At 69.5% G+C, this 23,206-nt stretch carries 23 protein-coding genes and 1 pseudogene; 14 read left to right on the top strand and 10 right to left on the bottom strand.

Annotated elements, in window-relative coordinates:
* Nucleotides 1-355: 355 nt before the first annotated feature.
* From ACH4G3_RS22730 to ACH4G3_RS22750, 5 genes are all read right to left on the bottom strand, one after another.
* Nucleotides 356-901: an NUDIX domain-containing protein gene (locus ACH4G3_RS22730; RefSeq protein ID WP_397626244.1), complete on the bottom strand. Its 546-nt coding sequence runs from the start codon at nucleotides 899-901 to the stop codon at nucleotides 356-358.
* Complete coding sequence (locus ACH4G3_RS22735) at nucleotides 898-1,284, bottom strand: hypothetical protein (protein WP_397626245.1); 387 nt, start codon at nucleotides 1,282-1,284, stop codon at nucleotides 898-900. The genes ACH4G3_RS22730 and ACH4G3_RS22735 overlap by 4 nt, the downstream gene beginning before the upstream one ends.
* A 95-nt stretch (nucleotides 1,285-1,379) precedes the next feature.
* Complete coding sequence (locus ACH4G3_RS22740) at nucleotides 1,380-2,225, bottom strand: helix-turn-helix domain-containing protein (RefSeq protein WP_397626246.1); 846 nt, start codon at nucleotides 2,223-2,225, stop codon at nucleotides 1,380-1,382.
* A 27-nt stretch (nucleotides 2,226-2,252) separates the two neighbouring features.
* Nucleotides 2,253-2,765: a DUF6879 family protein gene (locus ACH4G3_RS22745; RefSeq protein WP_397626247.1), complete on the bottom strand. Its 513-nt coding sequence runs from the start codon at nucleotides 2,763-2,765 to the stop codon at nucleotides 2,253-2,255.
* Nucleotides 2,743-2,973 carry a hypothetical protein gene (locus ACH4G3_RS22750; protein ID WP_397626248.1) on the bottom strand — a complete coding sequence of 77 codons (231 nt, stop codon included), beginning with the start codon at nucleotides 2,971-2,973 and terminating at the stop codon, nucleotides 2,743-2,745. The genes ACH4G3_RS22745 and ACH4G3_RS22750 overlap by 23 nt, the downstream gene beginning before the upstream one ends.
* Nucleotides 2,974-3,352: 379 nt before the next feature.
* On the opposite strand from ACH4G3_RS22750, the gene ACH4G3_RS22755 reads away from it, so the two are divergent.
* On the top strand, nucleotides 3,353-3,802 hold the full coding sequence (locus tag ACH4G3_RS22755) for a hypothetical protein (protein ID WP_397626249.1): 450 nt from the start codon (nucleotides 3,353-3,355) through the stop codon (nucleotides 3,800-3,802).
* A 47-nt stretch (nucleotides 3,803-3,849) separates the two neighbouring features.
* Nucleotides 3,850-4,980 (top strand): annotated as a pseudogene (locus ACH4G3_RS22760) (tyrosine-type recombinase/integrase); the annotation flags it as partial.
* A gap of 77 nt (nucleotides 4,981-5,057) precedes the next feature.
* Here the strand turns inward: ACH4G3_RS22760 and ACH4G3_RS22765 are convergent.
* On the bottom strand, nucleotides 5,058-5,495 hold the full coding sequence (locus tag ACH4G3_RS22765) for a hypothetical protein (protein ID WP_003974483.1): 438 nt from the start codon (nucleotides 5,493-5,495) through the stop codon (nucleotides 5,058-5,060).
* A gap of 488 nt (nucleotides 5,496-5,983) precedes the next feature.
* On the opposite strand from ACH4G3_RS22765, the gene hemL reads away from it, so the two are divergent.
* The 7 genes from hemL to ccsB all read left to right on the top strand — a co-directional run bounded on the left by hemL (nucleotide 5,984) and on the right by ccsB (nucleotide 13,789).
* Nucleotides 5,984-7,300: a glutamate-1-semialdehyde 2,1-aminomutase gene (gene hemL, locus ACH4G3_RS22770; RefSeq protein WP_397626250.1), complete on the top strand. Its 1,317-nt coding sequence runs from the start codon at nucleotides 5,984-5,986 to the stop codon at nucleotides 7,298-7,300.
* The gene (locus ACH4G3_RS22775) at nucleotides 7,297-8,025 is read left to right on the top strand and encodes a histidine phosphatase family protein (protein ID WP_397626251.1); all 729 of its coding nucleotides are present in this window, start codon (nucleotides 7,297-7,299) and stop codon (nucleotides 8,023-8,025) included. The genes hemL and ACH4G3_RS22775 overlap by 4 nt, the downstream gene beginning before the upstream one ends.
* Before the next feature lie 151 nt (nucleotides 8,026-8,176).
* A complete protein-coding gene (locus ACH4G3_RS22780; RefSeq protein WP_397626252.1) occupies nucleotides 8,177-9,466 on the top strand; it encodes a polysaccharide deacetylase family protein in 1,290 nt (429 codons plus the stop codon).
* 66 nt (nucleotides 9,467-9,532) lie between these two features.
* Nucleotides 9,533-10,180, top strand: coding sequence for a TlpA family protein disulfide reductase (locus ACH4G3_RS22785; protein ID WP_397626253.1), 648 nt, complete (start codon nucleotides 9,533-9,535; stop codon nucleotides 10,178-10,180).
* Nucleotides 10,181-10,193: 13 nt separating this feature from the next.
* Entirely contained in the window at nucleotides 10,194-10,964 is a 771-nt protein-coding gene (locus ACH4G3_RS22790; protein WP_020271780.1) for a cytochrome c biogenesis CcdA family protein, read from the top strand.
* A 3-nt stretch (nucleotides 10,965-10,967) separates the two neighbouring features.
* A complete protein-coding gene (resB, locus tag ACH4G3_RS22795) occupies nucleotides 10,968-12,710 on the top strand; it encodes a cytochrome c biogenesis protein ResB (RefSeq protein WP_397626254.1) in 1,743 nt (580 codons plus the stop codon).
* Nucleotides 12,707-13,789: a c-type cytochrome biogenesis protein CcsB gene (gene ccsB, locus ACH4G3_RS22800; RefSeq protein WP_397626255.1), complete on the top strand. Its 1,083-nt coding sequence runs from the start codon at nucleotides 12,707-12,709 to the stop codon at nucleotides 13,787-13,789. The genes resB and ccsB overlap by 4 nt, the downstream gene beginning before the upstream one ends.
* A 64-nt stretch (nucleotides 13,790-13,853) precedes the next feature.
* On the opposite strand, the gene ACH4G3_RS22805 is transcribed toward ccsB, so the two are convergent.
* Nucleotides 13,854-15,251 carry a condensation domain-containing protein gene (locus ACH4G3_RS22805; protein ID WP_397626256.1) on the bottom strand — a complete coding sequence of 466 codons (1,398 nt, stop codon included), beginning with the start codon at nucleotides 15,249-15,251 and terminating at the stop codon, nucleotides 13,854-13,856.
* A 114-nt stretch (nucleotides 15,252-15,365) separates the two neighbouring features.
* On the bottom strand, nucleotides 15,366-16,106 hold the full coding sequence (locus ACH4G3_RS22810) for a MerR family transcriptional regulator (RefSeq protein WP_397626257.1): 741 nt from the start codon (nucleotides 16,104-16,106) through the stop codon (nucleotides 15,366-15,368).
* Nucleotides 16,107-16,188: 82 nt separating this feature from the next.
* Between ACH4G3_RS22810 and uvrA the strand changes: the two genes are divergently transcribed.
* Nucleotides 16,189-18,690, top strand: a complete 2,502-nt coding sequence (gene uvrA / locus ACH4G3_RS22815) for an excinuclease ABC subunit UvrA (RefSeq protein WP_397626258.1) — start codon at nucleotides 16,189-16,191, stop codon at nucleotides 18,688-18,690.
* Nucleotides 18,691-18,741: 51 nt separating this feature from the next.
* Here uvrA and ACH4G3_RS22820 read toward each other — a convergent pair whose 3' ends face one another.
* On the bottom strand, nucleotides 18,742-19,347 hold the full coding sequence (locus ACH4G3_RS22820) for a DUF7848 domain-containing protein (RefSeq protein WP_397626259.1): 606 nt from the start codon (nucleotides 19,345-19,347) through the stop codon (nucleotides 18,742-18,744).
* A gap of 105 nt (nucleotides 19,348-19,452) precedes the next feature.
* Between ACH4G3_RS22820 and ACH4G3_RS22825 the strand changes: the two genes are divergently transcribed.
* Nucleotides 19,453-20,412, top strand: a complete 960-nt coding sequence (locus ACH4G3_RS22825; RefSeq protein WP_397626260.1) for a helix-turn-helix domain-containing protein — start codon at nucleotides 19,453-19,455, stop codon at nucleotides 20,410-20,412.
* Nucleotides 20,360-20,470 carry a DUF397 domain-containing protein gene (locus ACH4G3_RS22830; protein WP_397626710.1) on the top strand — a complete coding sequence of 37 codons (111 nt, stop codon included), beginning with the start codon at nucleotides 20,360-20,362 and terminating at the stop codon, nucleotides 20,468-20,470. The genes ACH4G3_RS22825 and ACH4G3_RS22830 overlap by 53 nt, the downstream gene beginning before the upstream one ends.
* Before the next feature lie 9 nt (nucleotides 20,471-20,479).
* Here ACH4G3_RS22830 and ACH4G3_RS22835 read toward each other — a convergent pair whose 3' ends face one another.
* A complete protein-coding gene (locus tag ACH4G3_RS22835) occupies nucleotides 20,480-20,767 on the bottom strand; it encodes a PLD nuclease N-terminal domain-containing protein (RefSeq protein ID WP_397626261.1) in 288 nt (95 codons plus the stop codon).
* A gap of 68 nt (nucleotides 20,768-20,835) precedes the next feature.
* Here ACH4G3_RS22835 and ACH4G3_RS22840 point away from each other — a divergent pair, with 68 nt between their 5' ends.
* Nucleotides 20,836-22,287 (top strand): menaquinone biosynthesis decarboxylase, encoded by a 1,452-nt coding sequence (locus ACH4G3_RS22840; RefSeq protein ID WP_397626262.1) that lies wholly within the window; start codon nucleotides 20,836-20,838, stop codon nucleotides 22,285-22,287.
* On the top strand, nucleotides 22,284-23,186 hold the full coding sequence (mqnP, locus tag ACH4G3_RS22845; protein ID WP_397626263.1) for a menaquinone biosynthesis prenyltransferase MqnP: 903 nt from the start codon (nucleotides 22,284-22,286) through the stop codon (nucleotides 23,184-23,186). The genes ACH4G3_RS22840 and mqnP overlap by 4 nt, the downstream gene beginning before the upstream one ends.
* The last annotated feature ends 20 nt before the right edge of the window (nucleotides 23,187-23,206 follow it).

Raw genomic sequence — 23,206 nt, forward strand, 5'->3', positions numbered from 1 at the left:
GATGCGCCGCCCGAACAGGGCGGGTGATCAGCGCACGCCGACGGGCCGGTACGTCGTCCGGGCTTCTCGCATGACCCAGGGGGCCCGCCGGGCAAAGATCAGTACGCGGTGGGCTGCGGTGCCGGCCGACCGCATGTCCCGGACTCGCTGGTACGTGCCGTCGAGGTAGACGAAGTCACCGATGCGGACATCGCTCGGGGGCCGGGTGCTTCCTATGGTTCCCCGAGGCGGGGGCGGTATGGAGGGCGGTGCCTCGGGCCTGCGCTCGTGCATCAGCCCCTCCGGATACCGAGCAGGAGGGAGCCGCCGAGCGCGAGGAGGCCCACCAGGTAGGCGAGTTGTTGGTGTCGGGGACTCATCCGGTTCCGATCAGGTGGCGTTCCACGCGGCTGCGGACTGACACGACGCCTATCTGCGCGAGGGGCACCCAGGCCGCCGCACCCGTCTCGATCGCTGCCGGGAACACGGCGCGCGAGTGGGACCGGAAGAGGTAGCGGATGCCGACCCGGAGGCGAGGGCCATACCTGTGCTGCGCCGGCCGGGCCACGTCGACCAGGAAGGGTCCCTCGGCGCCGGGCTGTGTCCATACGTCCCGGATGCCGACCTCTTCGGCCAGCAGGCGCAGCGCCGCCTCGCTGAGGGAGTCGTCCGCTTCCTCTGGCTCCGCCTCCGCGAGGGCATAGCCTCCCTGGTGCCGCCGCAGACACAGGACGCGGTTGCGTTCGTCCACGACGACGGCTCCTGTGACCACGAGGGGGCAGCGCCGGTCGTGGGTGCAGGCTCGGCGCTGGGAGTGGTCGCGGGCCGCGTCGTAGACCGGCAGCAGCGCCATCCTGTCGGCGGGGTGCTCGTGGAGGTAGTAGGAGAGCTCCCGGATGATCTGGTCGTCCCTGACGCTCACGGCGCATCCAGCCCGTTCCGCTCGGCGTAGACCCACAGCAGCCGCCGCGTCAGAAGGGCCACATCGCGGAGGTAGAGGTAGGTCCCGAAGGCCGGCGTCTCCGCGGTCGGCCGGTTGGTGAGGTCGACCAGCCTGGTCCCTCTGCGCTGCAGGCTGCGCACCTCGCTGTCGTCGTCCGCGCCCAGGTCCTCGCGGAGCAACCGGTTCAGGTGGTGGGCGATTGCCGGCACCTGACGGTCCATTTCCGCGCGGGTTGTGGTGCCCATTTCCTGGCCGAGGACGGTGTTCGTCTGCGAGGAGATCGCCTCTACGTCGATGCGGGTGTCGGCGCCCTCAGCGTCCTCGGCTGTCTCGCTTCTCTTGCCCGTACTTGCCAAAGTCATCACTGGCCCCTCCGGAGCACGCTTTCTGCCGTGATGACAAAGCTAAGAAGAGGGGTGGCCGGTCCTCTATGAATGTGCCCGAACTTGCCCGACGTTCACCCTAGAGAATCGATGGCTGCCGTGATGAGTTCACGCGCTGCGGGGCCGTAGACGGCAAGTTCGGCCAGCTCACCGAATGTCTTGGCATACATGGCAAGTTCGTGTTTCTGGACGACGCTGAGATGTGCCGAGATCAATTCGACGTTCACCAGCTCGTCGTCATACAGGAAGAACCCCTCGACGGGCCAGAGCACCGAACGGTCAGCGTCCTGCGGGATGATGCCGATGCTCACCGACGGGAGCGCCATGACGCTGAGGAGGTAGCCGAGTTGGCCCGCCATCACGTCGGTACCGCCGATGCGATACCGCAGAACGCTTTCTTCCAGGAGAATGGCGAACGTGTGGTTGCCGTAGAGGACCTGTTGCTTCTCCACGCGCACCTTGACGGCCGCCGGTACGTCGTCGATGAGCCCGCGGCGGTCACGGATGGAGGTTAGAAGCGCGGTGATGTATGAGGCCGTCTGCACGGGGCCGGGGATGAGCCAGGGCGAATAAATGCGAAAGCGCTCGGTGCGCTCCCAGAGGGGAATCACGGATTCCTGTGCCCACTTGAGCCCATGGCGTTCCATCTTGCGCCACTCGACATACATGCCCTCGATTCCGCGGGCGGTCGAGATGAGGTCTTCTGCCTCACCCTCCGCGGCGCACGCGAAACACCACTCGCGAAGGTCGCGCTCCGAGGGCGCGCGGGCGCCGCTCTCGAAGCGCGAAGCCTTCGACTCGTGCCAACCCAGGCTCTGGGCCAGCGATCGCTTGGTGAGTCCGGCCGCCTTTCGGATCTCGGCGAGGCGTTGTCCGAGTGCTTTGCGGGCTTCCTGGACGCTGGAGGAGGGTGAGGTCATGTCGGTGCGAGGCTGCTGTTCTAGCCGTCAGGCCAGTGCGAACTGTGCGTGAGGTGTTGCCCGCCGCCACACGGCGTCGAAAGCCGACTCACAGAGCTTCGCCACCTCGGGGGCATCCGTGAGCTCCACCTCCATGTTCTCGCCGTCTCCGTCGAAGTGGTTGACGAGGACGAGGCTGGAGTCGAAGAGCCAGAAGTCGTTGCCCGGAAGGGCAAGGTCCGTCGCGCCGCGGCGCGAGAGCCAGCGCACGTCCTCGCCGGCGGCGAGGTTCAGCCCGTCGGTCACGTCGTACTCGAAGCGGATGTACTCGCTGACGGGCGTCGAGACAATTCGTGCCCGGCGCACTTCGACGCCCCGGGAGGTGGCGGCGGTGACGAGGGTGTGCCAGTCGGCCCAGCGCTCGGCGGGGTCGAGGGCCTGGCCGGCCTTCCAGTCGATGAAGGCCGGGTCCGACTTCATGTAGGCGTCGCGCATCTCCAGGTGGACCGCGGTCCTCTGGCAGTCGCGGAACAGCTCCTCAAACGTCGGAGTCCTCGTCATCCGTCTTCACCTCCAGGAAGAACTGCACCATGCGCCGCGGGATCTCCACCACCGACTCGTGTCCGGGGATGTCCATCTGGCGGAGGCGCTCGATGTCCTCCACCTTCCACCCCTGGACGAGGTAGTTGTCCTTCTCCTCGTCGAGGTAGATGGTGGGCGAGCCGCCACTGGGACTCTCCGGGTCTTTGCCGAGCTTACGCAGGGCCATGATGTCCTCCTCGGAAGCCGGTAACGATCTCTGTGCCAGAGCTTGCCCGCGACTGAGCCGCCAAGCCAGGAACTTGCCGAAACTTGCCAACACTTCGGGCTGCGACATCTCGGCGAGCGCATCAGCAGGGGTGAAATCAGCGGTGTCGGCGATGTGATGCCGTTGCACTGGGTTGGTGGGACGTGCCAGGCACATGTGGTTCGGCAGACCGTGTCGCTCGCGCGGTCGCGGCACTGCGTGCTTGTGCGGCCCGCGCTCGCTGGCTGGGTGCCGGCCTTGTGCCGAGGCGCTGGATGCGCCAGGTGAGGGTTTTGGCGGTGGAGCGGGCGTCATCCAGTGAGCGCTGGCGGGCGGCGAGCTCGAGGAGTTGCCGGGGTGCGTGGCCGGCTGTCTCGGCTCGGGTGAGAGCGGTGGCCAGTGCCGGCCAGGCGAGGTCGTCGAGGATTTGCTCGGCGTGGTGGGGGAGCACGGCTCGTATGTGCTGAGCGTGGCGTTCCACGGTGTGGGCAGGCGGCTTGTGCTGGGCCAGGGCGGTCAGCGGCCGATCCGCCGCCTGCTCGTAGGCCGCCTGGAGGTGGACCAGGGTTTGGTGGGTGGCGGCGACCTGTTGGTCGTTCCTGCGGGCTTGGTGCCAGCGGGCGGCTGCGATGACGACCAGGATGGTGATGTCGAGGAACATCGCCAGGCCGGTTCCGTCACCGGTGGCCGGTGCGGTTCGCAGTGTGCGTATGGCGCCGCGCAGGGCGCGGGCCTGATCCTGCCTGGCGCGGATGCGGGAGCGGGAGGCGCGTTCGAACGCGAGGGCAGCCTGCTGAAGTTGTGCTCGTAGGTGGTGGCCGGGGGCGATCAGAGGCAGGACGTCGAGGGCCTCGGCGACGGAGCGGCAGTTACGTCGTCCCCGCCGAGACGAAGCAGACGCTCGGCGCCTACGCCCAGAAGTGGCTCGAGGCGAACTCGGTGGGTCCGACCACGGCCCTCCGGTACGAAGCCACCGTCCGCAATCACATCGCCGCCCATCTCGGCCGACGCGAGCTGCGGTCCCTGAACAAGCCCTCGGTCATTCAGGGCTGGATCCGCACCCTCCAGGACGGCGGCTTCGAGGTGTCGACGATCGAGGGCTTCTTCGACATCCTCTCCAGCATCCTCGGCATGGCCGTGGAGGACGGGTTGCTGCCGAAGAACCCGTGCAAGTCGAAGTCGGTCAAGCTGCCGACGGCGACCAAGAAGAAGATCGTCCCCTGGCCTCTGGAGCGCGTACGCGCCGTCATCGAAGGGCTGCCCAAACGCTTCCAGGCCGGCGGCAAGCTCGCCTTCGGCTGCGGTCTGCGACAGGGGGAGATCTTCGGCTTCGCCGTCGAAGACGTCGACTTCAAGGGCGGCTGGATTCACGTCAACCGCCAGGTGCGGCTCGTCGGCACGAAGCCCGTCTTCGCCCTGCCCAAGGGGAACAAGATCAGGTCGGTGCCACTGCCGGCTCAGGTGGCCGCTGCCCTCAAGGCCCATATGAGGGAGTTCCCGCCGACGGTGGTCACGCTGCCCTGGGCGAAGCCCGACGGCGATCCCAAGACTTTCCGCTTGCTCTTCGTCGATGAGAAGGGACGGGCGTACAACCGCAGCGTCTTCAACATGGGCGCCTGGAAGCGAGCCCTGGTCGCCGCCGGCGTGATCCCTCCCCGCGAGCGCGGGGCGAGGTACTTCCAGGCGGCCCCGGAGGACGGCATGCACGCCCTCCGGCATGCGTACGCCTCCGTGCTCTTGGACGCGGGGGAGAGCATCAAGGCGCTCTCCGAGTACCTCGGCCACTCGGACCCCGGCTTCACTCTGCGGACGTACACGCACCTGCTGCCGTCCAGCGAGAGCCGCACCCGCAAGGCGATCGACGACGCCTTCACCGAGACCGAAGCGGGGGAAGGCGAGGCGGAAGACAACGGTGACCCGCCCGCGACCGAGGGCACATCACCGCCCCCAGCAAAACCAATGTGCCCTCAATGTGCCCTGGCCGCCTGACGGCCCCTCCCCGGCACGCAAAAGGGCGAGGCCCGAAGACCCCGCCCGACCCGCAAGAAACCCCAGCTCAGAGCTGATCAGGGCCACACCAGGCAATAAGGCTGATGCCCCGCCTCATGCAACCGATGGCTGAAGTCCTGCCACTCGTGCAGCAGTTGGTACACGTTGAACGCGTCCCGAGGCCCGCCCCGGTCCGGGACCGTCGACCAGATGAAGGCCGCCGCGCCCACCGCCTCCTCGCCGATGCCCCGCAGGGGGTCGACGACGGTCATCGGGAGTTTGACCACCGCGTAGTCGGGGTGCAGGACGACCAGTTCCAGGGGCGGCACCTTGTGCAGGGGGACACCCTCGATGCCCGTCAGGACCATCGCCGCCATGGTCTCCGGCTTGATCTTCGTGAACATGCCGTTCATGCCGAGCTCGTCGCCGCCGAGTTCCTCGGGACGCATCGAGATCGGGACGCGGGCCGCGGTCGCCCCGTCGGGCGCGCCGAAGTACTTGTACGTCACCCCCACCCGACCACCATTCCTGCTCCCCGTCCGAAGATCGTCCATCCGACGTTCAGTACGGCGGTCGAGCCGGTCCGGTTCACTCGGCAGCCCCTGCGTCTGACGTGCTTCCTGCGTGTCCTCCGCTTCGCGCCGGTGCCTTCCCCGCCGGGCACGTCGAGGACCCAGGTCATCAGTCCCCTCGCCCAGTCCGCCACCGCGATGCATATCTCCACCCGACTGCTTTTCTAGGACGCGTCGCCCCCGCCGCGCAACCCGATCATCGTGTCAGTGACCTCCCCCGCGGCCGCTCGCCGAAACGTGCGCTGAAACATCTGCCCGCGGGATCTTCGCAGCCTCCGACCATCCTGGGCCGTTTGAGCTGTGTGTATCACGCCCCAGTCTCGCAGACGACAGAGGTTCGGGTACCGGTTGCAGGGCACTGTCCTACCCTGAACAGGTCACACGCACCCGGATCCCGACGACGTCGGAGAAGGTCGGAGAAGTCGCAGGTCATGAGCGAACTGGCATATCCGTATGAAGCACCGGCCTCGCAGGCTCTGTTCGACCGTGCGGCGGCCGTCACACCCGGTGGCGTGAACTCGCCGGTGCGGGCCTTCCGCGCCGTCGGCGGCACACCGCGTTTCATGGTGTCCGGCAAGGGGCCGTATCTGACCGATGCCGACGGCAGGGAGTACGTCGACCTCGTGTGCTCCTGGGGGCCCATGATCCTCGGGCACTCGCACCCCGAGGTCATCGCCGCCGTGCAGGACGCCGTCGCCCGCGGTACGTCCTTCGGCACGCCCGGTGAGGGCGAGGTCGCACTCGCCGAGGAGATGGTCGCGCGGATCGAGCCGCTGGAGCAGGTACGCCTGGTGTCCAGCGGGACCGAGGCGACCATGTCGGCGATCCGGCTCGCGCGCGGGTTCACCCAGCGCAGCAAGGTGATCAAGTTCGCCGGGTGCTACCACGGGCACGTCGACTCGCTGCTCGCCGCGGCGGGCAGTGGCGTCGCCACCTTCGCGCTGCCCGACACCCCGGGCGTCACCGGCGCCCAGGCCGGTGACACCGTCGTCCTGCCGTACAACGACCTCGACGCCGTACGCGCCGCCTTCGCCGCCCACCCCGGCGAGATCGCCTGCGTGATCACCGAGGCCTCCCCGGGCAACATGGGCGTCGTACCGCCCGCGGACGGCTTCAACCAGGGCCTCAAGGACCTGTGCGCCGAGAACGGCGCCCTCTACATCTCCGACGAGGTCATGACCGGGTTCCGGACCAGCCGGGCCGGGTGGTACGGGATCGACGGGGTCCGGCCCGACCTCATGACCTTCGGCAAGGTCATGGGCGGCGGCTTCCCGGCCGCGGCCTTCGGCGGGCGTGCGGACGTGATGGCTCATCTCGCTCCGGCCGGGCCCGTCTACCAGGCCGGCACCCTGTCCGGGAACCCCGTCGCCACCGCGGCCGGGCTCGCCCAGCTGCGGCTGCTCGACGACGCCGCGTACGACAAGGTCGACGCGGTGTCGCAGCAGATCCAGGGGCTCGTCACCGAGGCGCTGACCAAGGAGGGGGTCGCGCACACGCTGCAGAACGCCTCCAACATGTTCTCCGTGTTCTTCACCGACCGGCCCGTGCGGAACTACGAGGACGCCAAGGCGCAGGAGTCCTTCCGCTTCACCGCCTTCTTCCACTCGCTGCTGGCGAACGGCGTCTACCTGCCGCCGTCGTCGTTCGAGTCGTGGTTCGTCTCCACCGCGCACGACGAGCGGGCCGTGCAGCGGATCGCCGACGCCCTCCCGGCGGCGGCCCGAGCTGCCGCGGAGGCCACGGCATGAGCACCCGCAACGACAGCCCCGGGAACGACAGCTTCCAGAGCAACGGCGACGACGGCGACATCACCGTCGTCCACGTCATGCGGCACGGAGAGGTCGCCAACCCGGACGGCATCCTCTACGGGCGGCTGCCGGGCTACCACCTCTCCGAGCTGGGCCGGCGCATGGCCGACCGGGTCGCCGAGCATCTGTCGGCGCGCGATGTGACGTACGTCGTCGCCTCGCCGCTGGAGCGGGCGCAGGAGACGGCGGAGCCGATCGCCAAGGCGCACGGGCTGGACCTCGCCACCGACGAGCGGCTGATCGAGGCCGACAACATCTTCCAGGGCAAGACGTTCGGCGTCGGCGACGGCGCGCTGCGCAGGCCCGGCAACTGGAAGCACCTGGTCAACCCGTTCCGGCCGTCCTGGGGCGAGCCGTACGTCGACCAGGTCGTGCGGATGATGAACGCGCTGAGCGCGGCGAAGGACCGGGCCCGCGGGCACGAGGCCGTCGTGGTCAGCCATCAGCTGCCGATCTGGATCGTGCGGTCGTACGTCGAGCGGCGGCGGCTCTGGCACGACCCGCGCAAGCGGCAGTGCACGCTCGCCTCGCTGACGACCTTCACCTACCGGGGCGACAGGATCGTTTCCGTCGGCTACACCGAGCCGGCCCGCGATCTCGTCCCGGCGCATCTCCTCGCCGGTGCCAAGCCGGTGAAGGGGAAGGACAAGGCGTTCGGCGCGTGAGGCGGCGCGCATGACGCCCGGTGAGCGCTTCGGCACCTTCTGTGCGCTTCTGATCGCTTAGTTACGGAATCTGCAAATATCAGCGGAACCTCCCCGTTCATCACTTCCTCTGACTGGGTGACCACCAGAGAACGTGACGAACGGGGATGCAATGCGCCCTTACTCCCGCAGGGGAATGCTCGGAATCGGCGCGGGGGCCGCGGCCGCCGTCTCGCTCGCCGGGTGCGGCGGACTCACCGGGTCGGACGGGTCCAGCCACGCCGACGGTTCCGGGGAATCCGCACAGGGCGGGTCCAAGCCGAAGCCGGCCGCCCGGCCCATCGGCGACGGCTCCACCGCCTACACCGGCAAGCAGCCCCACCAGCCCGCGAAACCCCAGCCGCTGGAGCCGGGTCAGACTCCGCCGCAGTTCGTGGTGTTCTCCTGGGACGGCGCCGGCGAGGTCGGCAACGGCCTCTTCCCGCGCTTTCTGGACCTCGCCAAGGAGCACGGCGCGAGCATGACCTTCTTCCTGTCCGGGCTGTACCTGCTGCCCGAGTCGAAGAAGCGCCTCTACGACCCGCCGAACAACCCGCGCGGCGCCTCCGACATCGGCTACCTCACCGACGAGCACGTCAAGGACACGCTGAAGAACGTCCGCCGGGCCTGGCTGGAGGGCCACGAGATCGGCACCCACTTCAACGGGCACTTCTGCGGAGAGGCATACGGCTCGGTCAAGAACTGGACGCCCCGGCAATGGCGCAGTGAGATCGACCAGGCGAAGTCCTTCGTCAAGGAGTGGCGCACCAACACCGGCTGGAGGGACCTGCCGTCCCTGCCGTTCGACTACGACAAGGAACTCGTCGGCGGCCGCACGCCCTGTCTGCTCGGCCAGGACAACCTGCTGCCCACCGCCCGCGAGCTGGGCTGGCGCTACGACGCCTCCTCGCCGGGCGGCCGCCAGGTCTGGCCGGTGAAGCGGCAGGGGATCTGGGACCTGCCGCTGCAGCAGATACCTTTCCCCGGGCGTGGCTTCGAGGTCCTCTCGATGGACTACAACATGCTGGCGAACCAGTCCATCAGCACCACCAAGGCCCCGGCGCACAACTACCCGGGCTGGCGGCAGCAGTCGGCCCAGGCGTACATCCAGGGATTCAAGCGGGCATACGAGACCAATCGGGCACCTCTCTTCATTGGCAACCACTTCGAGCAGTGGAACGGCGGCATCTACATGGACGCCGTGGAGGAGGCCTTCAAGCACATCGCGCGGGAGAAGGAGAAGGGCGCGGATGTGCGTCTCGTCTCCTTCCGGCAGTTCGTCGACTGGCTGGACGTGCAGAAGCCCGAGGTGCTCGAAAAGCTCCGCACGCTCGACGTCGGGCAGCAACCGGCCGGTGGCTGGAAGGGGTTCGTCGAGAAGACCCCGTCAGGCGCCGGCACACCCTCCCGGAACGCCGCCTGAAATGCGGTTTTCCGCCCGCAAGGGGGGTGGGCGAGAGCCCCGGAACGGACATGCGAAACTTTTCACATGAGTGCCGCCAGCCGCGCCCCCCTGCGCTCGAACCGCTCGTCCCGCACGACCCCCTCGAACCGGGTCCGTCGCCGCGCCGCCCTGACCACCGGTGCCGCCGTGGCCGCGCTGCTCGTCACCGCGTGCGGCTCCGGCGGCACCTCCGGCGGGGGCGGCAACACCAACTTCGTCACCGGCACCGACGGCATCGCCACGGTCGCCGAGGGCGAGCGCACCCCGGCACCCGACCTGTCCGGCAAGACCATCGCCGGCAAGACCCTCGACGTCGCCGACTACAAGGGCAAGGTCGTCGTCCTCAACGTGTGGGGATCCTGGTGCAACCCCTGCCGTGCCGAGGCCAAGTACTTCGCGAAGGTCTCCAAGGAGTACGCCGGCAAGGGCGTGCAGTTCGTCGGCATCAACACCCGCGACACCTCCACCGGCGCCGCGCTCGCCTTCGAGAAGGACTGGGGCATCACCTACCCCAGCCTCTACGACCCGACCGGCAAGCTGCTGCTCCGCTTCGACAAGGGGACCCTCAACCCGCAGGCGATCCCCTCCACCCTGATCCTCGACCGGAACGGGAAGATCGCGGCCCGCTCGCTGTCCGCGCTCAGTGAGGAACGGCTGCTGAAGATGCTCAAGCCGGTCGTCGCCGAGAAGTGAGCGGAGTAGTGACGTGAGCGCGCTCACCCTCGCCGCGGTGGCCGACCCCAACGGCACGGTGCTCAACGGCGCCCTGCTGGTGGCCCTGCCCATCGCCCTGCTCGGCGGACTCGTCTCCTTCTTCTCGCCCTGCGTGCTGCCGCTCGTGCCCGGCTACCTGTCCTACGTCACCGGCGTCAGCGGCACCGACCTGGCCGAGGCCCGGCGCGGCCGGATGGTCGCCGGGGCCTCGCTGTTCGTGCTCGGCTTCACCGCCGTCTTCGTCTCCGGCGGGGCCTTCTTCGGATACTTCGGCCAGACGCTCCAGGAAGAGCGGGGCGTGCTGTCCAAGGTGCTGGGCGTCTTCATGATCCTCATGGGCGTCTTCTTCATGGGCCTGATGCCCTGGCTCACCCAGCGCGAGTTCCGCTTCCACCGGAAGCCGGCGGCCGGTCTCGTCGGCGCCCCGGTGCTCGGCGCGCTGTTCGGCATCGGCTGGACGCCCTGCATCGGCCCGACGCTGGCCGCCGTCCAGACCCTCGCCCTGAACCAGGGCAGCGCGGGTCGCGGGGCCGTACTGACCATCGCGTACTGTCTGGGCCTGGGCGTGCCGTTCGTGCTCGCCGCGGTCGCCTTCCGCAAGGCCCTCGGCGCCTTCGGGTGGATCAAGCGCCACTACGTCTGGGTGATGCGGATCGGCGGCACCATGATGATCGTGACCGGTCTGCTGCTGCTGACCGGCGCCTGGGACCGCATCGTGCAGGAGATGCAGGTCTGGTCCGACGGCTTCACTGTGGGGATCTGATCGATGAGCAAGACCACCGCCTCCGACCCGGCCCCGACTGCCGCAGAGGACCAAGAGCTCGGCGACGCCGGCTCCCAGCTGTCCACCGCCCCCACGGAGGACGCGCCCAACCTGCCCTCCCTGGGCGTCATCGGCTGGGCCCGCTGGTTCTGGCGGCAGCTGACCTCCATGCGGGTCGCGCTGCTGCTGCTCCTGCTGCTCTCCCTCGGCGCGATCCCCGGCTCGCTCATCCCGCAGTCCGGCCAGGACGAGACGAAGGTCGCCGACTTCCGCAAGGCCCACCCGGCCCTCGGGGACGTCTACGACAAGCTCGGCCTGTTCCACGTCTACAGCTCGGTGTGGTTCTCCGCGATCTACATCCTGCTGTTCATCTCCCTCATCGGCTGCATCGTCCCCCGCACCTGGCAGTTCGTGGGCCAGCTGCGCGGCCGCCCGCCCCGCGCGCCCCGGCGGCTGAACCGGCTGCCCGCCCACACCACCTGGCGCACCACGGCCGAGCCCGAGCAGGTCCACAGCGCCGCCCTGGCCCTGCTGAAGAAGCGCCGCTTCCGCGCCCACCTCGCCGGTGACGCCGTCGCCGCCGAGAAGGGCTACCTGCGCGAACTGGGCAACCTCGTCTTCCACATCGCCCTCATCGTGCTGCTGGTCGCCTTCGCCTGGGGCCAGCTGTACAAGTCCGAGGGCAACAAGCTGGTCGTCGAGGGCGACGGCTTCTCCAACACCCTCACCCAGTACGACGACTTCAAGTCCGGCAGCCTCTTCACGTCCGACGACCTGGTGCCGTTCAGCTTCAACCTGAAGAAGTTCACCGGCACCTACGAGCGCACCGGCCCCAACAAGGGCACCCCGCGCGTCTACCAGGCCGACCTCACCTACAGCGACGGCCCCTACGGCAAGGACCAGAAGACCACCGTCAAGGTCAATCACCCGCTGGAGATCGGCGACGCCAAGGTCTACCTGGTCAGCCACGGCTACGCCCCGGTCATCACCGTCCGCGACGGCAAGGGCAACGTCGTCTACGACGACGCCGTACCGCTGCTGCCGCTCGACGCCAACGTGACCTCCTCCGGCGTCGTCAAGGTCCTCGACGGCTACCGCAACCCCGAGGGCAAGAAGGAACAGCTCGGCTTCAACGCGTTCTTCGTGCCGACCTTCGGCGGGGCCGCCAGCGGCACGATGCTGTCGCAGTTCCCCGCGCTGGACTATCCGGTGCTCGCGCTGTCCGCCTACCACGGCGACCTGGGGGCCGACTCCGGCATCCCGCAGAGCGTGTACCAGATGGACAAGACCAACATGAAGGAGTTCAAGGACTCCAAGGGCAAGCTGTTCAAGAAGCTGCTGCGGCCCGGCGAGACCATGAAGCTCCCGAACGGCGCCGGTTCGGTCACCTTCGGCAAGGACGTCAAGGAGTGGGCCGGCTTCCAGGTTGTCCAGGAGCCGGGCGGCGGCTGGGCCCTCGCCGGGGCCCTCGCGGCCATCGGCGGCCTCGCCGCCTCCCTGTTCATCCAGCGCCGCCGCGTCTGGGTGCGCGCCGTCAAGGGCGCCGACGGCGTCACCGTCGTGGAGATGGCCGGCCTCGGCCGCAGCGAGTCCGCCAAGGTCCCCGAGGAGCTGGGCGACCTCGCCGGGATCCTCTACGACGAGACACCGGCCGCCCCCGGCCCCGACGACCCCGCAGATTCCCCCGACACCGACCAGGAGCCGGGTACCGAAACCCCCGTACCTGCCGAAGGGGCTGAGAAGTGACTCTCGCCGCCGCCACCAACGAAAACCTCGCGAACATCAGCAATGTGCTGATCTACTCCGCGATGGCCGTCTACACCCTGGCCTTCTTCGCGTACATCGCCGAATGGCTCTTCGGCAGCCGCAGCAAGGTCGCCAGGACCGCCGCCGCACTCACCGCCGAGCCGGCAGAGGCGAAGAAGGCGCCCGCCGTCACCGTGAACCAGGCGGGCGGCACCGCCGTCCTGGAGCGGCCCAAGGTCACCGTGCGGGCCGCGACCGGTCAGCGGGACGTGCCGGACGGGCCCGGGGCGCACGGCGGTGACGAGCAGGGCGACCTGTACGGCCGGATCGCCATCTCCCTCACCGTGCTCGCCTTCCTGGTCGAGCTGGGCGGTGTCATCGCCCGCGCGGCCTCGGTGGAGCGGGCGCCGTGGGGCAACATGTACGAGTTCAACATCACGTTCTCCACGGTCGCGGTCGGCGTGTACCTCGGGCTGCTGGCGCTGAAGAAGAACGTGCGCTGGCTCGGCCTGTTCCTGATCACCTCGGTCCTGCTGGACCTCGGCCTCGCGGTCACGGTCCTCTACACCGCCAGCGACCAGCTGGTCCCGGCCCTGCACTCGTACTGGCTGTACATCCACGTCTCCACGGCGATCTTCTGCGGCGCGGTCTTCTACGTCGGCGCGGTCGGCACGATCCTCTACCTCTTCAAGGACTCCTACGAGAACAAGCTCGCGAGCGGCGGCACGCCCGGCACCTTCGCGACGTCCGTCCTGGAGCGGCTGCCCTCCTCCGCCTCCCTGGACAAGTTCTCCTACCGCGTCAACGCGGCCGTCTTCCCGCTGTGGACGTTCACGATCATCGCGGGCGCCATCTGGGCCGGTGACGCCTGGGGCCGCTACTGGGGCTGGGACCCGAAGGAGACCTGGTCCTTCATCACCTGGGTCGCCTACGCCTGTTACCTGCACGCCCGCGCGACCGCCGGCTGGAAGGGCCGCAAGGCCGCCTACCTGGCCCTGATCGCCTTCGGCTGCTGGCTGTTCAACTACTACGGCGTGAACATCTTCGTCTCCGGCAAGCACTCCTACGCGGGCGTGTAGCTCCCGTAGCCGTCGAAGGCCGGTTCCCGCGACCTGAGTCACGGGAACCGGCCTTCGTCGTCGTTCAGGGCCTGCCGGCCGTGCCCGTCACGATGTCCCGCAGTCGCTCGGCGTACAGCCGCATGTTCTTGTGCGCGATGTCCGTGTCCGGGTAGCGGCCGGCGAACCACAGGCCCTCGTGGAGGCGGGTGATCCAGGCGCAGACCTGGTCGCCGTAGGAGACCCTGAGCAGCCCGTACGCCTTCTGGTCCGACCAGTGGTCGGAGCCGGGGATACCGCGGGTGTCGACGAACGAGACGATCGAGTACAGGTCGGGGGAGGTCGGGCGGAAGTCGCTGCCGAGGAGGTGCAGGACGCGGGCCAGGGGGATGCGGGCCAGCCGGCGGTTGGCCTGGAGGGCGGCGCGTACGGTGCGCAGGGCGCTCGGGAAGTCGACGGCTTCGGACATGGGGATCTCGATCGGGGCGCCGCCCACGTACCAGCCGACCGACTGCGACCACTGGGATTTCACCCGGGTGTGGAACGGCACGACCGTGCGGTAGACGGGCTCGCCGCCGATCTCGTGGACGATCAGGGCGGTGGCCGCGAGGACCCCGACCAGGCTCCCGCCGTAAGGGCGGCAGTACGCCTCGAACGCGGCGGCGGCATCCGCGTCCACCATCATCTCGCGCATGAACTTCTGCGTGGGCAGTCCGCCCCCGGGTTCCAGGCCCAGGTCGACGGGGAAGCTCGGCAGCCGTCCGCCGCAGCGCTGGATGAACTCCCGCCAGCGGGCGACGATGTCGTGGTCCGCGTCGATGCGGTCGGCGTCGGCCCGCTCGGCCTCGCAGAAGTCGACGTAACTGCTCGCCGGCTCCGGCCCCTCGGCCCTGCCCGCGACCCCGGCCTCGTACAGCTCGTGGATCTCGGCGGGGATGCGGTGGATGGAGTAGGCGTCGACGTTGCTGTGGTCGAAGGCCATGTACACGCTGGTGCAGTCGTCGCGGACGACCGCCGTGTAGATGAGGTTGGGCCAGCGCAGGGCGTCGGCCGTGGTGTCGAAGCGGTCCTGGAGGTGCTGGGCCAGGGCCGTCGGGTCGGTGAAGTCGCCGACGTCCTCGCGGTGCAGGGACACGGAGGACGGGTCGAGTGTGAAGCGGCGGATCGAGTCGCCGGGCCCGCCCGCCCAGCGGAAGCCGCTGCGCAGCGTTTCATGGCGCAGCGTCCAGCCGCGCAGCGCCTCGCCCAGCGCGTCCAGGTCGGCCCGTCCCGGGATGTCGAACGCCGCGCCCAGCCAGGTCGGGACGAACAGTCCGTCCTCCCGTACGGACCGGGCCGTCCGGATGTGCGACTCCTGGATGTACGCCGGTGGCCTGGAGTCTTCTGGCAGAGCCTTCGCCGTCGCGACGGTCGCCGGACTGAGTGTCCATTCGACGAGTCGCCCAGGTCGGACCTCGCAGCGCTGGATATCAGTCATTCGCACAGGGGGTCTCCGTTCGCAGGTGGGATAGACCCGACCAAACGAATGGCGAACCCGCTACCGGCGACACCGGGTGTCGCCGGTTTTTCAATGGATCGGATGGCATCTCGAACGGTGTTACGAGCCCTGACCGGTGCGTTCGGTTGACGCGGTGACCCATTCGAGGTGGGCGTGGAGGGCGCCCGCGCCCTCGACCATGCCCCTGGTGCGAGCCGTCAGGGCCTCTGCGCGGGCCGCGATCGCCGCCCGCAGGGCGTCGCTGCTGCCCTCCCGGCGCAGCCCCTGGAGCACCGGGCGGATCTGGTCGAAGAGATAGTGACTGCGGCGCAGCGTGTGCACGAGCCGGGCGTCGCGCACATCGGCGGGTTCGTAGACCCGGTACCCCGTGCCGCGCTCGCGGCCGGGCGTGAGCAGCCCGGCTCCCTCCCACACTCGCAGCGCGGACGTCCGTACGCCCAGCAGCGCGGCCACTTCCCCGATGCGCAGCCCGCCGGAGCGGGGCAGCGGGGCGGGCGGCTCGGCCGCCAGCAGCTCCAGGGCCTCGCTCGCGGCCCGCAGGGAGACCCGCTCCTCGTGCAGCGCGGCGTGCGCGGCGTCGACCAGGGCGAGCGCGCCCGGGACGTCGCCGTCGTGCAGGGCGCGCATGATCCGCGTCGCCGTCAGCGGCCCGTACCCCCGCATCAGGGCCCGGTACGCCAGCAGTGCGCTGCGATGGATGTCGGTGAAGACGCGGTAGCCGGACTCGGTGCGCGCGGCGGGCGGCAGCACTCCGGCGTCCTCGTAGTTGCGGATCTGCTGCGTCGAGACACCGGCCACCCGGGCGAGGTCGACGGGACGGAGACGGCGTTCGTTGGTCATCGATTTGAAGGTTACGACAGTGAAGTCGGCCTCTATGCCCGGAAAAGTCTCAACACCGCACTTAAATGGAAGACTTGAAGGAATGGACAACTGCATCCGGGTCACCGGCGCCCGCCTCCACAACCTCAAGAACGTCTCCCTCTCCGTCCCGAAGAACAAGCTGGTCGTCCTGACCGGCCTGTCCGGATCCGGCAAGTCCACGCTCGCCTTCGACACCCTCCACCAGGAGGGCCAGCGGCAGTATCTGGAGTCGCTGGGCATGGTCACCGGCTTCGTCAGCAAACCCGCTGTCGACTCGATCAGCGGCCTGTCCCCGTCCATCAGCGTCGACCAGCACCTCACCAACCGCAGCCCGCGCTCCACGGTCGGCACGGTCACCGAGGTGTTCACCTACCTCCGGCTGCTGTGGTCGCGGATCGGGACCCGCCCCTGCCCCGGCTGCGGCAAGAGCATCCCGCCGTCGTACGCGAACGCCGCCGAGGTCACCGCGGCCGACGACGACGCCGAGGGCGAGCACATCCCCTGCCCGCACTGCGGCACTCTCGTGCCCGAGCTGGTGATGGGCTCCTTCTCCTTCAACAAGCCCGCGGGCGCCTGCCCGTCCTGCACCGGCCTGGGCGATGTCATCCGGCCCGACGTACGGCGCCTGGTCGACGGCTCCCGCTCCCTGGCCCAGGGCGCGGTACGGGGCTGGAACCCGAAGCTCACCGAGTGGAACCTCACCGCGCTGCGGGCCGCCGCCCGCCACTACGGCTTCACCTTCGACGCGGACCGCCCGGTCGGCGAACTGGGCGAGCCGCAACGGGACCTGCTGGTGTACGGCGTCGAAAGCCCCGAGTTCCGGCGGCACTTCCCGTCGGTCGAGACGCCGGCCACCGTGGCGGCGGGCCGCTTCGAAGGGGTCGCGACGGCGCTGCTGCGGCGCTACACCGAGCGCGCGGACGACCCCGAGTACCGCGAACGGGCCGAGAAACAGGGCCTGGTGAAACAGCCCTGCGGCCAGTGCGAGGGCACCCGGCTGCGGCCGGAGAGCCGGGCGGTGACCGTGCACGGACTGACGATCGTCGAGGCGGCACGACTGCCGCTCACCGAACTCGACGGCTGGCTGGCCGGCCTGAAGGAGCGGTCGGCCGGGGACGAGTGGCTGCTCGTCGAGCCGGTCGTCGCCGACCTGGAGGAGCGGGTACGGCGCCTGGTGGACGTCGAAGTCGGTTACCTCAGCCTGGAGCAGTCCACGCCGAGCCTCTCCGCCGGCGAGACCCAGCGGCTGCGGCTGGCCGCCCTGCTCGGCTCCGGCCTGACCGGCGTGCTGTACGTCCTCGACGAGCCGACCATCGGTCTGCACCCCTCGGACACCGCCCGCCTGATCGGCGTCCTGCACCGGCTGCGCGACCTGGGCAACACCGTGCTGGTCGTCGAGCACGACCTGGACGTGCTGCGGGCGGCGGACCACGTGGTGGACGTCGGCCCGGGGGCGGGCCGGAACGGCGGACGGATCGTGGCGGCCGGGACGCCCCAGGAGGTGGCCCGGGCCGGGTCCTCGGTGACCGGCGCGTACCTGTCGGGCCGGCTGCCCGCGCCCGCGAGCCGTGGCCGCGGCGACAACACCTCGGCGATCGTGATCCGGGGGGCCCGCGCCCACAACCTCAAGGACGTGACCGTACGGATCCCGCTGCAGCGCCTGGTGACGGTCACGGGCCCGTCCGGCTCGGGCAAGTCGACGCTGCTGCTGGACATCCTGGGCCGGGCCGCCCGCCGCCACTTCCACGGGGCGGGCGAACTCCCGGCCGAACACGACGGCATCGACGGCTGGGAGCACCTGTCCAAGGCGGTCCTCATCGACCAGGAGCCCATCAGCCGCGTCCCGCGCTCCAACGCCGCGACGTACTCGGACGTCTTCACACCCATCCGGGAGGTCTTCGCCGCGAGCAGCGAAGGACGCCTGACAGCGGGCCGGTTCTCCTTCAACGTGCCGGGCGGACGCTGCGAACGGTGCGAGGGCGCGGGCGTGCTCACCGTACGGATGCACTTCCTCCCGGCCGTGGAAGTGCGCTGCCCGTCCTGCCGGGGCCGCCGCTTCCGGCCCGAGGTGCTGGCGGTGCGGTACCAGGGGTACGACATCGCCGAGGTACTGGAGGCGACGGTGGACGAGGCCCTGGGCGTGTTCCGGGACGTGCCCGCCGTGGCCGGCCGGTTGCGGCGCATGGCGGACGTCGGCCTCGGCTACCTGCCGCTGGGACAGCCCGCGCCCACGCTGTCCGGGGGTGAGGCGCAGCGCCTGAAACTGGCGAAGGAGCTGGGCCGCCGGGCGGCCGACCGCACGCTCTACGTCCTCGACGAGCCGACGACCGGCCTGCACGCGGCGGACTCGGCGCGGCTCCTGGATGTGCTCCAGCGGCTGGTGGACGCGGGGCACTCCGTCATCACCATCGAGCACAACGTCGATGTCATGCGGGCGTCGGACTGGCTGATCGACCTCGGGCCGGTCGGCGGGGCCGGCGGGGGCCGGGTGGTGGCCGAGGGGGCCCCGCAGGAGGTGGCGGCCGTGCGGGCGTCTCGGACCGGTGGGTTTCTGGCAGGGTGACCTGCGCCGGGCTCTCGGGTTCGCCCGCTTCCTCGGCGGCGTCGTGCCTCGTCAGCCCTGCCTCTCCAGCACCGCGTAGTCGGCGAAGCTGCGGCGGTAGCGCAGGTGCCGGGTCTCCTGGGTGTGCCTGCGCTGCCACTCCTCCACCTCGGCCGGGGCCGGGCGTGGGCCGGAGCTCGCCCCGCAGTCCTCGTCCTCTCCCGAGACGCAGTACGCCTGGTACTCCGGGAGGGCCGAGGCGTCCTGCACGATCGAGTACGGGACGTACCGGAAGATCCGGCGCCCCGCCGGTTGTCCGCCGTGCTCCTCGCGCTGGTGCTGGCGCAGCAGCACGTTCGCGTCCGTCACGGCACTCCCGTCGAACGCGGCCCGTGCCCGGTCCCGGCGGACGGCAAGCTCCTCGCACGCCGCGCACCCGGGCACGGGTACGGGCGGCCGGTTCGGATCGGCCGACAGCCCTTCCCTGGAACGGCCGTTGGCCGCGCGTACGCCCGCCCTGAGCCGCTCCTCCAGGGTGGCCACCCGGATCCGCGCCGGGTCCGCCTGCCACTCCCGGCCGCCGCCGACCGGGCGCAGCATCACATACGGGCCGGTGTTGTCCTGATACTCGCCGACCTTGCCCGTCGCAGGGTCGTAGACGAGCGTTCCCGGTTCCATCCCGTGCACCTCCGTAACTCTGGGTGTATCGAGCGTTGCGCAGGGGAACAGTCCGGTTCAATGCTTGGCGTGTGACACCGGTGCACTGTCACGGAGGGGGAGGCCGTGAGCCGACGGAACGGCGGGGCGGAGTCGGGAGCGAGCACGGCGGCCGTGTTCGGCGAGGTGCTGCGGCACTTCCGCGAGGCGGCGCTGCTCACGCAGGAGGGTCTGGCGCGGCAGATCCCGTGCGACCGCTCGCACGTGGCGCGGGTGGAGGCGGGCACGAGGGTTCCGCAGGAGGGTTTCGCGAAGAAGTGCGACGAACTCCTCGGCACGGGTGGGGTGTTGCTGCGGTTGTGGGGGCGGATCGACTGGTATCCGCAGGTGGAGCATCCTGACTGGTTTCGGCGGCGGGCTGAGATGGACGAGGTGGCCGTCGCCTTGCGGGAGTACCAGGAGCGAGTGATTCCGGGGCTTTTGCAGACAGCGGACTACGCGCGTGCGCTGTTCAGCCGCCGTGGTGCGGATGCCGAGGAGGTGGACTCACGCGTCCGGGCTCGACTGAGCCGACAGCAACGCTTTCTGGCCGACGGCGGTCCGCTGTACGTCGTCATCCTCGACGAGAGCTGCCTGCGCAACGGTGTGGGCAGCCCGGAGGTCATGCGTGAGCAGTGCGCGCACCTGCTTGCGGTCGGGCAGCGCCGGAACATCCGTATCCAGGTGGCCCCATCAGACGCATTCGGGCTCGTCCGGCCCCGAGGATCCATGTCGCTGATCGAACTGGCCGACGAGCGATGGGTGTACTCGGAGTCCCTGGACCGTGGCCACTTCAACAACGATCCGGCCGTCTACCAGCGGCATTCCCAGACCTATGATGTGCTCAGGGCCGACATCCCGTCAGCCCGCGAATCCGCCGCCCTGATCAGCGACGCGATGGAGGGGTACGAGCATCATGGACCGGTACGAGCTCTGCGCGGCGCAATGGATCAAGAGCAGCTACAGCGACGACAACGGCGGCAACTGCGTGGAAATAGCCCCCGGTTTCCCCGACACCGTCCCCGTCCGCGACAGCAAAACCCCTGACGGTCCGGTCCTGCTCGTCACCCGGTCCGCCTGGTCGGCGTTCACCGGCGCTCTCTGACGCTGACGACTACGGCTCGTCGTCCCGCTTCTCCTCGTCGTCCAGGGACTTCAGGAACTCGGGGTTGTCGTCGGGCGCCACCCACTGCCGGGGACGCGGACGGCCCCCCGCCGCAGCACCTCGCTTCTTCCCCGCGATGAGCCAGGAGATCGAGCCCACGAGCGGGAACAGCAGCACGAGGATCGCCCACAGCGGCTTGGGCATGTGACGGATGTCGTCGTCCTTCGTGCTGATGCAGTCGATGAACGCGTACACGCTCAGCGCCAGCGGCACGAGGAACATCAGTACCCGGAGCATGCGCGGCCTCTCAGCAAAGCGGGTGGGCGGTTCAGGGCCAGGGTAGCCGCTCGGGGATACTGGACCGCATGGCTTACGACGATCTTCGCTCCCTGCTCAGGGCTCTGGAGCGCGAGGGCGACCTCAAGCGCATCAAGGCCGAGGTGGACCCGTATCTGGAGGTCGGGGAGATCGTCGACCGGGTGCAGAAGGCCGGCGGCCCCGCGCTGCTCTTCGAGAACGTACGCGGGTCGCGCATGCCCCTCGCGATGAACGTCTACGGCACGGACCGGCGCCTGCTGAAGGCGCTGGGCCTGAAGTCGTACGCCGAGATCTCGGAGCGGATCGGCGGGCTGCTGAAGCCCGAGCTGCCGCACGGGTTCGTCGGCGTGCGGGAGGCCTTCGGGAAGCTCGGCGCGATGACGCACGTACCGCCGAAGAAGGTGAAGGACGGCCCGGTGCAGGAGGTCGTCCTCACCGGGGACGACGTCGATTTGGAGCAGCTCCCGGCCCTGTTCACCTGGCCCAAGGACGGCGGCTCCTTCTTCAATCTGGGGCTCACCCACACCAAGGACCCGGAGACGGGCATCCGCAACCTCGGGCTGTACCGCCTCCAGCGCCACGACAAGCGCACGATCGGCATGCACTGGCAGATCCACAAGGACAGCCGCAACCACTACCAGGTGGCGGCCCGGCGCGGTGAGCGGCTGCCCGTCGCGATCGCCTTCGGCTGCCCGCCCGCCGTGACGTACGCGTCCACCGCGCCGCTGCCCGGGGACATCGACGAGTACCTGTTCGCCGGGTTCCTCGCGGGCAAGCGGATCGAGATGGTCGACTGCAAGACCGTGCCGCTCCAGGTGCCGGCGCAGGCGGAGGTCGTCATCGAGGGCTGGCTGGAGCCGGGCGAGATGCTGCCGGAGGGCCCGTTCGGCGACCACACCGGCTTCTACACACCGCAGGAGCCGTTCCCCGCCCTGAAGATCGACTGCGTGACGATGCGGAAGCGGCCCCTGCTCCAGTCGATCGTCGTGGGCAGGCCCCCGACGGAGGACGGACCGCTCGGCCGGGCGACGGAACGCTTCTTCCTGCCGCTGCTGAAGATCATCGTGCCGGACATCGTGGACTACCACCTGCCGGAGGCGGGCGGCTTCCACAACTGCGCGATCGTCTCGATCGACAAGAAGTACCCGAAGCACGCGCAGAAGGTCATGCACGCGATCTGGGGCGCGCACATGATGTCGCTGACCAAACTGATCGTGGTCGTCGACTCCGACTGCGACGTCCACGACCTGCACGAGGTCGCCTGGCGGGCGCTCGGCAACACGGACTACGCCCGCGACCTGAGCATCGTCGAGGGGCCGGTCGACCACCTCGACCACGCCTCCTACCAGCAGTTCTGGGGCGGCAAGGCCGGTATCGACGCGACGAGGAAGTGGCCCGAGGAGGGCTACACGCGTGACGGCGGCTGGCCCGACATGGTGGAGTCCGATCCGGAGACGGCGGCGAAGGTGGACCGCCGCTGGAAGGAGTACGGCCTGTGACCTCCGCTTCCGCCGCGATCCCCCAGCCGGGACGCACGAAGGCCTTCCTGCGCCTCGTGATGATCGAGCACTCGGTCTTCGCGCTGCCCTTCGCCTACATCGCCTCGCTCACGGCGATGTACCAGTGGGACAAGAACGTCCACTGGGGCCGGCTGCTGCTGGTCACCATCTGCATGGTGGGGCTGCGTACGTTCGCGATGGCGGTCAACCGGATCATCGACCGCGAGATCGACGCCCGTAACCCGCGCACGGCGCACCGCGAACTGGTGACCGGCGCGATGTCGGTCCGGCACGCGTGGACGGGGGCCCTGATCGCCCTGGTCGTCTTCCTCGGCGCGGCGGCCCTGCTGAACCCGCTGTGCCTGGCGCTGGCCCCCATCGCGGTGATCCCGATGGTGGTCTACCCGTACGGCAAGCGGTTCACGAACTTCCCGCAGGCCATCCTGGGCCTGGCCCAGGCGATGGGCCCGGTCGGCGGCTGGCTGGCGGTCACGGGTTCCTGGTCCTGGGACGCGGTGATCCTCGGGCTGGCCGTCGGCATCTGGATCGGCGGCTTCGACCTGATCTACGCCTGCCAGGACGTCGAGACCGACCGCGAGATCGGCGTCATGTCCGTCCCGGCCCGCTTCGGCATCCCGGCGGCGATCTGGGGCGCGCGGGTCTGCCACACCATCACGACGGCCCTGTTCGTCTGGTACGCCCTCGTCACCGACGCCGGCGCCTTCTTCTGGCTGGGCCTGCTGATCGTCGCCGCCGCGTTCCTCTACGAACACACCATCGTCCGCCCCCACGACCTGTCCCGAGTGAACCGCGCGTTCTTCAGCGTCAACGGCTTCATCGGCATAGCGCTGTTCGTGTGTGCGCTACTGGACCTGCTGGTGCGCGGGCTCACGGTGTAGGCGGGCAGGGCAGCCGGGGG

This window comes from Streptomyces afghaniensis, assembly GCF_044327915.1.
Classification (GTDB): domain Bacteria; phylum Actinomycetota; class Actinomycetes; order Streptomycetales; family Streptomycetaceae; genus Streptomyces; species Streptomyces afghaniensis.

Bases quoted from the DNA above. Each gene is read 5' to 3' on its own strand.
- ACH4G3_RS22835 (WP_397626261.1), bottom strand. From the start codon at position 20,767: ATGCTCCGGGTACTGATGTTCCTCGTGCCGCTGGCGCTGAGCGTGTAC.
- ACH4G3_RS22780 (WP_397626252.1), top strand. From the start codon at position 8,177: ATGCGCCCTTACTCCCGCAGGGGAATGCTCGGAATCGGCGCGGGGGCC.
- hemL (WP_397626250.1), top strand. From the start codon at position 5,984: ATGAGCGAACTGGCATATCCGTATGAAGCACCGGCCTCGCAGGCTCTG.
- ACH4G3_RS22745 (WP_397626247.1), bottom strand. From the start codon at position 2,765: ATGACGAGGACTCCGACGTTTGAGGAGCTGTTCCGCGACTGCCAGAGG.
- ACH4G3_RS22810 (WP_397626257.1), bottom strand. From the start codon at position 16,106: ATGACCAACGAACGCCGTCTCCGTCCCGTCGACCTCGCCCGGGTGGCC.
- ACH4G3_RS22820 (WP_397626259.1), bottom strand. From the start codon at position 19,347: ATGGAACCGGGAACGCTCGTCTACGACCCTGCGACGGGCAAGGTCGGC.
- ACH4G3_RS22840 (WP_397626262.1), top strand. From the start codon at position 20,836: ATGGCTTACGACGATCTTCGCTCCCTGCTCAGGGCTCTGGAGCGCGAG.
- uvrA (WP_397626258.1), top strand. From the start codon at position 16,189: ATGGACAACTGCATCCGGGTCACCGGCGCCCGCCTCCACAACCTCAAG.
- ACH4G3_RS22740 (WP_397626246.1), bottom strand. From the start codon at position 2,225: ATGACCTCACCCTCCTCCAGCGTCCAGGAAGCCCGCAAAGCACTCGGA.
- ACH4G3_RS22785 (WP_397626253.1), top strand. From the start codon at position 9,533: ATGAGTGCCGCCAGCCGCGCCCCCCTGCGCTCGAACCGCTCGTCCCGC.
- ACH4G3_RS22750 (WP_397626248.1), bottom strand. From the start codon at position 2,973: ATGGCCCTGCGTAAGCTCGGCAAAGACCCGGAGAGTCCCAGTGGCGGC.
- ACH4G3_RS22775 (WP_397626251.1), top strand. From the start codon at position 7,297: ATGAGCACCCGCAACGACAGCCCCGGGAACGACAGCTTCCAGAGCAAC.
- ACH4G3_RS22735 (WP_397626245.1), bottom strand. From the start codon at position 1,284: ATGACTTTGGCAAGTACGGGCAAGAGAAGCGAGACAGCCGAGGACGCT.
- resB (WP_397626254.1), top strand. From the start codon at position 10,968: ATGAGCAAGACCACCGCCTCCGACCCGGCCCCGACTGCCGCAGAGGAC.